11 protein-coding genes are annotated in these 13,263 nt (G+C 62.9%); 6 read left to right on the top strand and 5 right to left on the bottom strand.

Translation table 11 applies throughout. The features are described 5' to 3' along the window. Positions 1–73: 73 nt before the first annotated feature. Both ACSHT2_RS29360 and ACSHT2_RS29355 read right to left on the bottom strand, forming a co-directional pair. On the bottom strand, positions 74–268 hold the full coding sequence (locus ACSHT2_RS29360; RefSeq protein ID WP_440638264.1) for a hypothetical protein: 195 nt from the start codon (positions 266–268) through the stop codon (positions 74–76). A gap of 24 nt (positions 269–292) precedes the next feature. Further along, on the bottom strand, positions 293–1,114 hold the full coding sequence (locus ACSHT2_RS29355; protein ID WP_440638262.1) for a universal stress protein: 822 nt from the start codon (positions 1,112–1,114) through the stop codon (positions 293–295). 154 nt (positions 1,115–1,268) lie between these two features. Here ACSHT2_RS29355 and ACSHT2_RS29350 point away from each other — a divergent pair, with 154 nt between their 5' ends. Beyond that, the gene (locus ACSHT2_RS29350; protein ID WP_440638260.1) at positions 1,269–1,955 is read left to right on the top strand and encodes a CBS domain-containing protein; all 687 of its coding nucleotides are present in this window, start codon (positions 1,269–1,271) and stop codon (positions 1,953–1,955) included. Between the two features lie 37 nt (positions 1,956–1,992). Next, positions 1,993–2,205, top strand: coding sequence for a hypothetical protein (locus ACSHT2_RS29345; protein ID WP_370138679.1), 213 nt, complete (start codon positions 1,993–1,995; stop codon positions 2,203–2,205). A 434-nt stretch (positions 2,206–2,639) separates the two neighbouring features. Here ACSHT2_RS29345 and ACSHT2_RS29340 read toward each other — a convergent pair whose 3' ends face one another. Beyond that, complete coding sequence (locus ACSHT2_RS29340; protein WP_440638258.1) at positions 2,640–4,394, bottom strand: glycoside hydrolase family 17 protein; 1,755 nt, start codon at positions 4,392–4,394, stop codon at positions 2,640–2,642. Positions 4,395–5,108: 714 nt separating this feature from the next. Further along, positions 5,109–6,518 (bottom strand): Do family serine endopeptidase, encoded by a 1,410-nt coding sequence (locus tag ACSHT2_RS29335; protein WP_440638256.1) that lies wholly within the window; start codon positions 6,516–6,518, stop codon positions 5,109–5,111. A gap of 924 nt (positions 6,519–7,442) precedes the next feature. Here ACSHT2_RS29335 and ACSHT2_RS29330 point away from each other — a divergent pair. The 4 genes from ACSHT2_RS29330 to ACSHT2_RS29315 are packed head-to-tail and all read left to right on the top strand — an operon-like array spanning position 7,443 to position 11,757. After that, positions 7,443–8,690, top strand: a complete 1,248-nt coding sequence (locus ACSHT2_RS29330) for an efflux RND transporter periplasmic adaptor subunit (RefSeq protein ID WP_440638254.1) — start codon at positions 7,443–7,445, stop codon at positions 8,688–8,690. Then, entirely contained in the window at positions 8,687–9,418 is a 732-nt protein-coding gene (locus ACSHT2_RS29325) for an ABC transporter ATP-binding protein (protein ID WP_440638252.1), read from the top strand. The genes ACSHT2_RS29330 and ACSHT2_RS29325 overlap by 4 nt, the downstream gene beginning before the upstream one ends. Before the next feature lie 9 nt (positions 9,419–9,427). Further along, complete coding sequence (locus tag ACSHT2_RS29320; protein ID WP_440638251.1) at positions 9,428–10,588, top strand: ABC transporter permease; 1,161 nt, start codon at positions 9,428–9,430, stop codon at positions 10,586–10,588. A gap of 2 nt (positions 10,589–10,590) precedes the next feature. Then, positions 10,591–11,757 (top strand): ABC transporter permease, encoded by a 1,167-nt coding sequence (locus ACSHT2_RS29315; protein WP_440638250.1) that lies wholly within the window; start codon positions 10,591–10,593, stop codon positions 11,755–11,757. A 54-nt stretch (positions 11,758–11,811) separates the two neighbouring features. On the opposite strand, the gene ACSHT2_RS29310 is transcribed toward ACSHT2_RS29315, so the two are convergent. Continuing rightward, entirely contained in the window at positions 11,812–13,191 is a 1,380-nt protein-coding gene (locus ACSHT2_RS29310; protein ID WP_440638249.1) for a hypothetical protein, read from the bottom strand. Positions 13,192–13,263 lie beyond the last annotated feature (72 nt).

Genomic DNA, 13,263 nt, shown 5'->3' with positions numbered 1-13,263 from the left:
GCATGATCTCCGCGCAAACGCGTTCCGCGTTTGTCTCGCGGGAAAACCGCTGCGCGCTTCTCCGGATCATGGTTCAGGAGCGCTTGTCCCTGCGATGTATGCCAAGCGCCTGACGCACCTCATCGTCCTCGAGGGCATCCTTGATCGCGCGATCGGCCGGCATGGTCTCAAGGACCGGTGCGTCGACCGGCGCGCCGCGATCAGGTCCGGGCGCCCCCGCCTTTCGCCTCGCCACGCTCTTCTTCGCCGCCTGACCATCCTTGTCCATTGCATACTCTCCTGTGACGTGACGTCAGTGCGACATCAACAGGCAGACCGGAGCTTGCTGCAGAAGGCTCTGCGTCATGCCGCCGAAAACCCACTCGCCCAACCGGCTGTGCCCATACCCTCCGGTCACGATGAGGTCGGCGCCGACGTCGGCAGCCAGCCGAACGAGGTAGCCCGCGTCAGGCTCGGCCGTATGCACACGCACCTCGTGCTGGCAGCTCACGCCATGACGCTGAAGATATCTGGTCACGTCCCGCACCCGGTCTCGCGCCGCATCCTGTTCGCTCGACGTGCAGATTTCGGCGACCGTGACCTGTGAAGCCCGGGTCAGAAATGGCAGCGCGTCCCGAACGGCCAAGCGCGCCTCCCGGGCGTCCTTCCAGCCGACCACGATCCGATCGCCCGACAATCGGGTGACGCCGTCCGGCACCGAGAGGATCGGACGGCCCAGCCGCAACATGGCTCCCGCCGCATCGAGGTGGCGTGAGTAATTCGGCTTCAGCTGGCTGCGCCTCACCACGACGAGATCCGCCGCCCTGGACTGCTCGACCAGGAACTCGGTCGGAAAGCCGATCGTCCAGCGCCATTCCACCTTTTCACTCGGCAGGCGAACGATGCGCCTGAACCACGCCTCCTTGTCCGAGAGCGTTGCGCGTATGCGATTGAGATCCTCCTCAGTCGTCTGTTCGATGATCACGCCTTCGGCGACGAACGGGGGATCTATCGCGATGGCTGAGACGCCGAGCAAGGCGGCTCCAAAGCCATTCGCGACCGTCTCGGCGACGGCAATCTGCCCTTCGTCCTGCTGTTCGGAATCGACGTAGACCATGACGCTGGCAAGAGACATGTCGTTGCTCCATTGCTCGAATGGGACTCTTATCTCGCGTTTCCCGATGGTCCCGTTGACGCAAATCAAGCGGTCCGGCCGCGCTCCTTGATCCCGATCAATCCGGCCGGCCCGAGAGGCGGCAAGATGCCGAAAGCCAACACGGAGGCCAGCCATGCAAGCACAGGACGTGATGATCGCCCCGGTGATGACTGTCGGCGGAAATGCAACCGTTCGTGAAGTCGCCAAGATCCTCCTCGAGCGCCGCATCAGCGCAGTGCCGGTCGTCGATGCCGACAACAAGATCCTCGGGATCGTGACCGAAGGCGACCTGATGCATCGAGCCGAATCCGGCACCGAGCGCCACTATGCCTGGTGGCTTCGCCTCCTGACCGGCGACGCGCAAATGGCGACTGACTACGTCAAGTCGCATGCGGTCAAGGTCGGGGATATCATGACCCGTGAGGTCGTGACTGCCACCCCCGAAACGCCGCTGAGCGACATCGCCATGCTGCTCGAGGAGCGTCAGATCAAGCGCGTGCCGATCGTCAACAAGCAGGGTCAGCTCGTCGGGATCGTCAGCCGGGCCAATCTGCTGCAGGCCATCGCGAGCGCCCGGCCGAAGCTGGAGATTTCACTTTCCGATGCGACCATCAGAAGGAAGTTCCTTGAAGAGCTCAAGAAGCAGCCTTGGGCGCATACGTTCAACCTGAACGCAACCGTCCAGAACGGCATCATCGACATCTGGGGCTTCGCGCCATCTGCGGCCGAACGCACAGCCATCCGCGTCGCGGCCGAGGCGATCCCGGGAGTCGTGCTGGTAAATGACCACTTGCTCGAAACTCCGGCTTTCGTTTACTGATGCAGGCCGGATCGCGTGCTCACATAGCGAGGATTTCATGCCCCACTTTGTCGTCAGCTTTCTGAAGAAGGTCGTCGGCGACCAAGGACAAGTCTGTGAGGCATGTCAGCGTACCATCGAGATCGATGCCGACGACGAAAAGGAGGCGGCGCGATTGGCGAAGCAGGAATTCTGCGAACTTCGCGCAATCCGGGACTGGTCGTTGCACGCCGACCGTATCGACGTGAGGCCGGCCGATTTCCCTTCCTGAGAGTAGTCCTGGTGATTGCGACGTGCGGATGAGCCTTCGTCGCGCTTGCCGGGCGACACTTCGCTGCGATATCCGCGATCTCAGGTTGGCGAGCGTTGCGGATCGCGCCACTCCTCGACCGACGCGATACGCTTCCGAAACAACGCGACCGTGTCGGCGAAGCTCGCGACACATCGGTGACTACGGGCGAAATTGTGCAGGCGATCAAGCGCGACATCGTTCAATCCGAACAAGCGCTCACGATCAGAGGCTTGCCGTACCAGGAGACCGTAGGCCTGAGGAATTGCCGCGTAGGCCGTTCATCTCCGCGCGGTCGCCCCGCGTCCGTCTTTGGCGAATGAGCATCGCCTGCGCCGGTGGTAGATTGACTGATCGAGCGATCTGAAGACATGGTTGTTCATATCGCTGCGGCTCCGAGGCGACCTCGATACCGATCAAGAGGCACGCGCCCGCCACAGCGTTGCGGCAAGCAGGAGATAGGCGGCGCAGGTCCACATCGCCTGCCAGTTCGCCGGCCCTTCGTTGAACCCCACATAGACCGCCGCTCCGACAAACACACCGGCAAACAGCGGCTCCGTCACAGGACGGCTTCCCTTTCCGGGCGGATTGAGCAGGGTCATGGCCGCGAAAGGAACCGCCGCCATGGTGAGTGGGGCAAAAGGAAAATCGATAAAGCGCGGGTCAAACACAAGCCCGAGTGCGGTCGCCGTGCCGATCACGACGATCACGATCAAGGCCCCCCCGTGCATGGTCACGAGCATCGATTCCGTCCGATAGCCTTTCGGGCCGAGCAATTCCTGAAAACTGGGCGGCGGGCGCCCCGACACCAGGGCGTTGGCACCAAACACCGGCGAAGCCGTCGCGGCCACCAGCAGAGAGCTCCACATGAGCCAGCCGCCGTACCCGACGCTTTCAAAGAACACCTTTTGGGCGGCCACGCCAAACAGGATTCCGGCTGTCGTCGCCGATACTGCGACCCCAAGCCATGAAGCCAGGCCAGGGCGGCCGGGCTTGCGACGCAAGGTCAACCATGCCACTCCGAAGACCAGGGTCGCGAGCGCAATTCCACTGCACATCTGCAGCTTCCAGAGCGGATAGTTGCTGACGGGGATGCCGGCAGGATATTTGAGCACGCGTTCCTCGCCTCCGAACAGGCCCCATGATCCGCCGACCGTGCCCTCGATCTCCCGCTTCCAGGATTCGTCATAGGCCTCGAACAGGTTGACGCGAAAATGCTCGCGTCGGGCAAGGTCGAGGACCTCCGAGACCACCCGGGCCTGATTGACAGGGGACGGCAACGCCGATTCCCGCATCCGTCCCTGGCTCGGCCAACCTATTTCTCCGATCAGGATTTCCTTGCCCGGAAAGGCCGCCGCGACCTGCCGGCGTATTGCGTCGGCGTGCTTGACAGCGGACTCAGCCGGGATTGGCACGTTCTCCCAATATGGCAGGATATGAATCGTGACGAAATCGACGACGTCATAGAGCTCACGATTGCTCAGCCAGAATTCCCAGACGTCGGCATAGGTCACGGGGACACTGACCTGCGCCTTCACCGAGCGGATCGTGTCGGCGAGATCGGATACAGTTATGTCCTTGCGCAGCAGCGTCTCGTTTCCGACCACGAGCGCGATCACGGTCCCGGGATATTCCCTGGCGAGGCGTATCGCCGTTGATATCTGAGTTCGATTCTTCTGCTGGTCCTTGTCGAGGAAAATGCCCTGGATGACCTTCAGCCCCGCTCTGGCCGCAAGTTCGGGGATCTGGTCGAGACCAAGATCGTTCGCATAGGTACGGATGCAGTCGGTTATCTCCGCCAGCTGGGCAAGATCCTCCGCGATCTGCTCACGCGATACCTGCGTCGCAGGCGAAAGTGACGTCTGATGGTTGCGGAATGGAGCGTATGAGATGCATTGCACCTTGTCATTCGGATCGATGGGTGCGCGCACCAGATGGACCGGCGTCCCCAACCACCACCACACGACGGCGATAACGCCCAGCGAAATCAGGAAGAGCGCGAGCGAAACGCGGAGAGCATCCGGGGGCTTTCCGACAGGCGCGACGTGACTGGTTTCCTCGCCTGGCGAGAGCAACAGCCTGGAGAACCAGCTTGCTTTCTGAGGATGGACCAACTGATCACACGTGAGGTGCCGCTTTTCACCTGCCGCGATGTCGCGGACGCGTCGCATTGCTTCAAGCGCGCGCCTGCGATCGCGACTGCATGAAAAGCAAGGGGATCATGCAATTGAACTGTTCAACGGTCGCTCCCGAAGAATTATAGGATCGCTCACATTTCCACAAGCCGGTTGCTTCAGGACAATTCCTGAAGTCGCTATGGATGACCGCCGGGAAGATCGCCGCTTGGCGATCTCCCTGAGATGCGATCTGCATATTCTCAGTAGCAGACGCGCACGCGGCGCCAGCGCCGACCATCCCACACGGTGCGGCGAACGCACGGTCCGTAATAGATGGGCCCATATGGTGCATAGTAAGGTCCTGGAGGATAGTAGACCGGAGCCGGATAGTATGGATACGGATATGGATATGGACCCCAATAGGGCCCTCCCACGGCGGCTCCAGCCAGAATGCCAGCGGCAAACCCGCCGATCACCCCCGCGGCGATCCGTCCATTCCTTGCCTCTGCTCCGGTCGGCATCAACGCTGCCGCGGCAATCACGGCAACGGCCGCTAGTGTGCTCAATTTTCCTACAATTCGCATGACTGTCTTCCTTCCCAGAACGGAAACGTTAGCAATTGAACAGCAGCCTTCGTTGCGTTCGATCAGAGCTGCAACGATTGGTCGAGCGGCCGCTTAGAGGGCGAATGGCGCCTGGCGGGCTGGCGAACGGCTATGCCGATTGCGGTGTCGGGCGCGTGTCCTGCAGAAGTGACCCGCGTACCAATCAGGTGATCGGAACGGCCACGAAGCTCATCGTTCCGGCGCGCTTGATGCGGACCAGGATCGTGCGCTTGGCTCGCGCTCGCGCTTCGTCAACCATGCTGTTCAGGTCAGCTGCGGTACTGATGCCCCGACCACTGACGGCGAGAATGATGTCACCGACCTGAAGGCCGCCATCCAGCGCACCGCGGCCCGGTTTGACGTCGAGAATCACCACACCTTCGTCACCGGCGCCTGAGATGGAGCGTGCCGGTGCAAGCGTAAGCCCGAGCGCGGACTTCTCTCCCGGCTCCGGCTGCTTTTCCGAGCGAGCGCTCGCGGTGCGTGACTGTTCACCCACGGTCACATCAATCGACATCTCCTGCGCATTTCTCAGGAGGCGAAGATTGATGACGGTACCGGGAGCGATCGCCGCCACCGTCCTGGCGAAATCGCGGGGATTCTTGAGCTCATGATCGTTCACGAATGTGATCACGTCACCAGCCTCGACACCCTGCCTGGCTGCCGGTCCTTCGTCCAGCTGCGCAACGAGGGCACCCCGGGTGTTCTTCAGATCCAGCGCGTCAGCAATCCCTGGCGTGACCTCCTGGAGGTAGACGCCAACCCAGCCTCGCGTGACGTGACCTTTCTCTCGAAGCTGGTGAACGACGGACCTCACGGTTTCCGCCGGAACATCGAACGCCACCCCCATTGAGCCGCCCGAAGACGAGTAAATGGCGGTGTTGACCCCGATGACCTCCCCCCTCACGTTGAACGTTGGCCCGCCGGAATTGCCCTTGTTGACCGGAGCGTCGATCTGAATGAAATCGTTGTAGGGTTCTTCGCCGATGTCGCGACCGCGTGCCGAGACAATCCCGGCGGTGACCGTGCCGCCCAGCCCGAATGGATTTCCGATCGCCAGCACCCATTCGCCTATCCGGGGCTCCGCCGCGGCGAAACGCACGTAAGGCAAATCGTCCGGCGCGGAGATTCTGATGAGCGCGAGATCGGTCTGCGGATCCCCGCCGATGAGCTTGGCGGAATGGACCTTGCCATCGTCCATCGTCACCTCGATGTCGATGCCACCCGCAATCACATGCTCGTTCGTGACGATATAGCCGTCCCCGGAAACGAGAAAGCCCGACCCAACGGTCACGTCGGACCCGGGAGCAGGATCTCCGGGAATTTGTACGCCGAACTGCTTGAAGAACCGATCCAGCAGCGATCCCGGCGGGATCGATTGCCGGCGCTCGACATCAAGCCCCCTCTGATCGGTCTTCACACGGATGCCGACGACGGCCGGCCTCACCCGTTCGATGACCTCGGCAAATCCGACCGGAGCGCTGGCGCCGACCGCATCGACCTCGGCGGCGAGCGCTCGCTTCGTTCCCACCGGCGCGAGCGACGCTCCGATGATTGCGGTGAACAGGGCCAAGACCATCGCTCTACCGGCGCGAGCGGCCATAACACGCGCGCCAAGGGGTCCAGGGATCACTCTCGCACCTCATCCTCGTAAGCAAATGCTTGAGGAACTTGACCGGCTTTCACATCATCATCTTGATTTGCGTCAATCGCTGAGCTTGCGGACGATCAGCTCGAGGTCGGCCGTTGGGGCTCCTTTCGCACCTACGGGCGAGCAGGCCCCTCGCATCGGGACTGCCATATGCGAACGTTCGACCCGGCGCTTCGCGCCGTGGACGCGCATGCTGATGATGCAAAGCGCACTTTCACGCCATACGTACCGGGTAAGCGAAACCGGACCGCACGGAGGCCCGCCACGCGGCTTTGCGCGACACCTGCTGCGACATATGCCTCCCGCAAAAGCCCTGGTCCGAGCGTCAGGAGCAACTGACCGGGCACGATCGCCGTACCTCCGTCCAGTACGCGGCTGGCGCGCTCCGCAGCAGTCGCTCGGACCTTGAACCAGTCGTGGAAAACCTCCGCCTCCGGTTGCTGCTGGGAGTCCGGGCCGTAAGAATTCAAGGGAAATAAACTAGCCGACTCGGCGAACCGACGAGATTGGGAGGCACGGCCATACCGGCTTCAAGACCGCGGCGCGGCAACTCGCGTGCAGCGCAGCCGCAGGTTCGATGTCCTCCTCGTGTCCCGTGCACTGCGACGGTGAACTTTATGCTCCCGCTCCGGTTTTAGCGGCCTCAAAGCTATGGCAATCGCTTTGGTGTGGGTGCCGTCGGCTTTATTTCAGAGTTTGGATAAGATTGGAGAATACGAAATCGTGGATGTCAAGAGTCGCCTTTAATGCTAATTGACAGTCCTCAAGTGCATGGCTTACGGCTTTCGCAACGAGATATTTACTTCAAGATTTGCGCTGCATTGCTCGGAAATTCATGATGAAACTATGACTCTGCCCCAAGCCCTGAGCGATGGCGTACCCGCCACTTCCGATCTATCTGCGCTTGCGATCGACCGTAGCGCTGACTCGCGGCGTCGTAGACAATTGCGCCGCGTCCTGGTGCGGGTCCTTTTGCTCACCATGATCGTCGGCATCGGAGGCGCAGCGTGGGTGTGGCGTCGGCATGCGCAGATCGTCGTCGAGACGGCGGTCGTCTACTCTGTCTATCCGTCTCAGGCGCTGACACTGCTGAATGCGACCGGGTACGTCGTTGCGCAACGCAAGGCGTCCGTTGCCTCGAAGGCGACAGGCCGTCTCGAATGGCTGGGTGTACTCGAAGGCAGCAAGGTGCATGAGGGTGAGGTGATCGCCCGGCTTGAGAGCAACGACACGCAGGCAATGCGCGACCAGGCTGCCGCTAACGTGCAGGTTGCGGAAGCCAATCTCGCCCAGGGGCGGGCGGAGCTCACGCAAGCGGAAATCGCGTTCAGGCGCTCAGAGGCCCTCGGCGAGAAGAACATCATAAGCGATTCGATGCGCGAATCTGCCGAGGCACGCCTCGCCAAGGCGCGAGCGGCGTTTGCTGGATACGGGGCTGCAATCGCCGCTGCACAGGCTAATCTCCGCGTGTCCGAAGTTGCCGTCGGCCAGACACTTATCCGAGCGCCCTTCGACGGAGTTGTCCTCACGCGGCACGCCAACGTAGGCGACACGATCACACCGTTCTCGCAGGCGGTCGACACCAAGGGGGCGGTCGTCACCATCGCCGACATGGACTCGCTGGAAGTGGAAGCCGACGTGGCGGAGTCGTCGTACCTGAGCATCCACCTGGGACAACCGGTGGAGATCCAGCTGGACGCGATCCCTGGCGAGCGCTTCGAGGGTGTGGTTAGCCGAATGGTACCGACCGTGGATCGCGCCAAGGCGTCTACCCTCGTGAAAATCCGGTTCGCGCAACGCGACGCGCGGATGCTTCCGGACATGAGCTCCAAGGTGGCCTTCCTCGAGCGTGAGGTAGCTGAATCAGAGCGCAAGCCGGTTCTTGCAGTGCCGATGGCGGCCGTCTTCGACGTGGGTGGACAGCAGCACGTCTACGTCGTCGAGAATGGCAAAGCTCGTCTGCGGCCAGTGGATCTCGGCGCGAAGGTGGGCGACCAGATCGAGGTACGCGACCTCAAAGCCGGCACGCGCGTGGTGATCCGGCCGCCGGAAGATCTTGCTGACGGGCACGCTGTCAAGCAGGCCGCGAAGTGACCGTGCTTCGCCTCTCCGACGCGCCGACCGGGGAAGACGTGCTTATCGCGCTGAGCGACGTGAGCAAGAGTTACCGACGCGGCGCGCAGATCGTCCCAGTCCTTTCCAAACTCACCTTCGACATCCGTCGTAAGGAGTTCCTCGCGCTGATGGGCCCGTCGGGGTCGGGCAAGTCGACCCTGCTCAACCTGATCGCCGGCATCGATAGCCCAGATCACGGCTCCATCAAGGTGGGCGGCGAAGACATCACGCGCCTCACGGAAGCCGATCTTGCCGACTGGCGCGCAGCGAATGTGGGCTTCATATTCCAGTTCTACAATCTGATGCCCGTGCTCACGGCGCTGGAGAACGTGGAGCTGCCTCTCACGCTCACGAGCCTCAAGCGCCGCGAACGCCGGGACCGCGCGCAACTCGCGCTCAGTCTCGTTGGCCTGAGCGATCGCGTCAAACACCTGCCTTCGGAGCTCTCCGGCGGACAGCAGCAACGCGTGGCGATCGCGCGGGCGATCGTCACCGACCCGACGATGCTGGTGGCCGACGAGCCGACGGGCGACCTCGACCGGCAGTCCGCGGAGGAGGTGCTCGAGATCATGCAGCGGTTGAACCGCGACATGGGCAAGACGATCGTGATGGTGACACATGATCGCCGCGCGGCGGCGCGTGCGAAGCGCATCATGCATCTGGAGAAAGGCGATCTTTCCTATCTGGTGGAGCAGCGCCCTGAGTGAGTGCCCGTCATGAGCCAATGGCTGACGCTCGTGGCGCGCAACGTCTTACGCCAACGGCTCCGCACGTCTCTGACGCTGGTCGGCCTCGTTGTTTCAATCCTGGCCTTCGGTGTGCTCCAGACCGTGGTCAAAACGTGGTACGCGGGGGTGGATGGCGCCGTACCTTCGCGACTGCTCACCCGCAACGCCGTCTCTTTCACGCTGCCGCTGCCGCAGGCATATTACAAGCGCATCGGCGCTGTCGAAGGCGTGCGGCGTGTCACCTACATGACGTGGTTCGGCGGAGTCTACAAGGATCCGAAGAATTTCTTTCCCCAGTTCGCGATCGATGCCGCGAGCTATCTCGACATCTTCCCCGAGATCCTCGTTTCGGACGAGGTGCGGCGCGCCTTCCTGCGCGACCGCCGCGGCGCGATAGTCGGGCGCAGACTCGCCAAACGCTTTGGCTTCAAGCCAGGCGATGTCGTTCAACTGCGCGGGACAATTTTTCCGGGCAACTGGGACTTCGTGATCTGCGGCGTGTTCGACGGCCGCGACGCCAAAACCGATACCTCGCAGCTTTTCTTCCGCTGGGACTACTTGAACGAAACATTGCGTGTGCGCTCCAAGGCACAAGCTGACCAGGTTGGCTTCTACGCCGTGGACGTTGGCAGCATCAATCAGGTCGCGGAAGTCAGTCAGGCAATCGACGAGGTGTTCCGAAATTCGCGCGCCGAGACACTCACCGAGACTGAGCGCGCGTTCCAGATCGGTTTCGTGAAGCAGACCGAAGCGATCCTCATTTCCATTCGCGTGGTCTCGTTTGTGGTCATCTTCATCATCCTGGCGGTCATGGCCAACACCATGGCGATGACGGCACGCGAACGACTCCGCGAATATGCCACGCTGAAGGCCATCGGCTTCAGCCCGGGCTACGTAGCACGATTGATCCTGGGAGAGTCCGTCGCGATCGCATCGATCGGGGGTGCCATCGCCATCGGGCTCACCCCCCCGGTTGCCGCGCGACTTGCCGAGCTCTCCGCGACGCTGTTCCCGTCGCTGATCGTGAGCGTCAACACTGTGTTGCTGCAGGCACTTTCGGCGTTGGCGGTCGGGATCCTCGCCGCGGTCTTGCCGATGCGCCAGGCCGCCCGTGTCAGCATCGTCAATGGTCTTCGGGCGTTGGGCTGACCATGCCGTTGCTGCTCGCCTACAGCCTGCGTAACCTGTACGTGCGCAAACTCACCAATTTGCTCACCGCGACAGGCATGGCCCTCGTGGTGTTCGTCTACGCTGCCGTGCTCATGCTCGACTCCGGACTCAAGCAGACGCTCGTGGCAACCGGCGAGGAAACGAACGTCATCTTCGTACGCCGCTCTGCGGAAGTCGAGATCCAGAGCCTGATCGACCGTCGGCAGGCCAGGATCATCGAAAGCCAGCCCGAGGTCGTTATTGGGGCGGAAGGCGCGCCGCTTGTATCGAAGGAAGCGGCCGTGCTCATCGCGCAGCCAAGACGCAAGACCAAGCAGGCGAGCAACCTCTTGATCCGCGGCGTTGGTCCAGCCGCTCTGGCCGTGCGTCCGCGGGTGCGGCTGGCCGAGGGGCGCATGTTTCGCCCGGGATCGAACGAGATCGTCATCGGCCGAGCGCTCGCGGGGCGTTTCGAAGACATCGAGATTGGATCCAGCCTGAGGTTTGCGCACCGGGAGTGGAAGATCGTGGGCCGGTTCGACGCGGGCGGCAGCGGGTTCGATTCCGAGATCTGGGCCGATAGCGAGCAGCTCATGCAGTCGTTCCGGCGAGACTTTTTCTCTTCCGTCACGGTGCGGCTCGCTGATCGCTCCGGCTTTGACGCGCTCAAGGCGCGCCTCGAAGCGGACCCCCGGCTTACCATCGAGGCCAAGCGCGAGCGCGTCTTCTACGAGGAGCAATCGCGCCTGCTCTCCGGGTTCATTCAGATCCTGGGCATCACGCTCTCGGTGATGTTCTCGCTCGGCGCGGTGATCGGCGCGACGATAACCATGTACGCGGCGGTGGCCAGCCGCATGATGGAGGTGGGGGTCCTGCGCGCGCTCGGATTTCGGCGCTCGCGGATCCTCGGTGCTTTCCTCGTCGAGGCGCTGCTGCTCGCGCTCGTCGGCTGGGTCATCGGGCTTTTGTTCGCATCGCTCATGACGCAGGTGAAGATCACCACGCTGAACTGGACCTCGCTCTCCGAGCTCGCATTCCGGTTCGTGCTGACGCCCGGGATCATGCTGCAATCGCTCGTCTTCGCGCTGGTGATGGGCCTGCTCGGCGGTTTTCTGCCTGCTGTGCGTGCTGCCCGCATGAAGATCGTCGACGCGCTACGCGTCGCTTGAGCGTTCGACAGCCGTCTTGGCCGGCGCCCCGTGCGCCGTGCCGGTCGGTTCTCGTCAACTGACCGCCCCGCAAAGACCCATATCCACGAGTGCGTCGCGCACGATTGGTGTCAACTCGGCGCGGGTCGTCACGCGATCTGGCACGTAGCCGGACACAGTAGCGAACAGCCGTTCGCCGACACGGTAGCACAAGATGAATAGCAGGCCGTCCAACCGTTCGAGCTCTGCGGCTGTATAGCGCTCCAGAGGGGAGATCTGTAGAAGCGACGCCTCGCCGCAAGGGCGGTTCACGTCCAGCGGCAATTCGCCGGCGAGGCTGCATCCAACGGGCAGGTCCGCCCCGAGCGCCGTCCGCTCCAGATGACGCGCCAGCCACAGCGGCACATACGGAATCAGCGGCAGCATCGGCGACAAGTCATCGCCGTGACGGATCAGCGAGGCCAGCGCAGCCTTGATATCTCGCTGTAAAGCGTGCGGATGGTTGCGGCAGGCATCGGGATCCGCCATCACCGCAATCGACCGCAGCGCGTTGCCGCGGCGGTCGCCTGAACGGCGATCGCTGACCGGCAACACCAGCTTCACGCGCCCCGAAGCGTCCACGCGGCCCATCCGGAGAGCGAGCCGTGCTGTGAACGCCATGATCAGCGTGTTGCTTGCCACACCCAGATCCGACGCACGCCGTTGGCACGCTCCTGCGTCCATGACCACCCGCACGAGCGGCACATCCACTGCCGGCTCGAGCCGGTCGCGGCTGCTTCGAGCGCGGGGACTCGAACGCGACACGCCCGCCCTCCCCTTGCGCGACCGCCGCACGAGAGCCACCAGAGCGCGCCACACGTCAGGCAGAGCGCGCCAGCTCTCGACGCTGTCGCGCGCCAGCATCACTGGAGACCATCGCCAGGATGGGGCCGGGAATCCATGGTCAAGACATCGACCAGCCACGGCGTCAGCGATGGCCTGACTTGTGGCTTGCGTGTCAGCGATCGTGTGCGAGACCAGCATCGTCAGCGCGCAGCCGCCGCCCTCCAGCGGCTGGACTGCCAGCCGCCAGCCTGGTCCGTGCTCGGGATCGACAGGTAGATCGAGCAGCTCACGTCGCAATTGGGGCAGACACTCATCCGGGAGCGGGTCGCGAAACCACGTCACTGGCCCCGGCACAGGATTGGCCACCCAACGGTGCCGCCCCCATGGCAACGGCGAACGCTGCAAGAGACGTCCCAGCAATCCCCCTGTTAGGCGCTCGCTGAACTGTCTCACGGCGGCTTCATCGAGAGCGTGCGGATACAACCAGGTCAGATGCAGCGCTGGCCCCCGGCCGAGCGCGCGCAATCCGACGAATGAGCCTTGGTCCAGATAGCACAACACGTCGTCTGCGCCGGGGTCGCTCGCCCCGGCGCGGCGTCGGTGCAGTTTGTTGGCAGACGAAGGGCTCACCGCTCAAGCTCCCAGGATCTTTGCTACGCGATGCGACCGCCGTCCATCGCCGCTCGCGACCCGCAGACGAAT

This window comes from Bradyrhizobium sp. PUT101, from assembly GCF_052043945.1.
GTDB lineage: Bacteria > Pseudomonadota > Alphaproteobacteria > Rhizobiales > Xanthobacteraceae > Bradyrhizobium.
The sequence above is the reverse complement of the archived record's forward strand: the minus strand, read 5'-3'. Positions and strand labels throughout refer to the sequence as shown.

What these genes read in the sequence shown, in the direction of transcription:
- ACSHT2_RS29350 (WP_440638260.1), top strand. Translation starts at nt 1,269, where the DNA reads ATGCAAGCACAGGACGTGATGATCGCCCCGGTGATGACTGTCGGCGGA.
- ACSHT2_RS29320 (WP_440638251.1), top strand. Translation starts at nt 9,428, where the DNA reads ATGAGCCAATGGCTGACGCTCGTGGCGCGCAACGTCTTACGCCAACGG.
- ACSHT2_RS29340 (WP_440638258.1), bottom strand. Translation starts at nt 4,394, where the DNA reads ATGCGACGCGTCCGCGACATCGCGGCAGGTGAAAAGCGGCACCTCACG.
- ACSHT2_RS29315 (WP_440638250.1), top strand. Translation starts at nt 10,591, where the DNA reads ATGCCGTTGCTGCTCGCCTACAGCCTGCGTAACCTGTACGTGCGCAAA.
- ACSHT2_RS29345 (WP_370138679.1), top strand. Translation starts at nt 1,993, where the DNA reads ATGCCCCACTTTGTCGTCAGCTTTCTGAAGAAGGTCGTCGGCGACCAA.
- ACSHT2_RS29355 (WP_440638262.1), bottom strand. Translation starts at nt 1,114, where the DNA reads ATGTCTCTTGCCAGCGTCATGGTCTACGTCGATTCCGAACAGCAGGAC.
- ACSHT2_RS29330 (WP_440638254.1), top strand. Translation starts at nt 7,443, where the DNA reads ATGACTCTGCCCCAAGCCCTGAGCGATGGCGTACCCGCCACTTCCGAT.
- ACSHT2_RS29360 (WP_440638264.1), bottom strand. Translation starts at nt 268, where the DNA reads ATGGACAAGGATGGTCAGGCGGCGAAGAAGAGCGTGGCGAGGCGAAAG.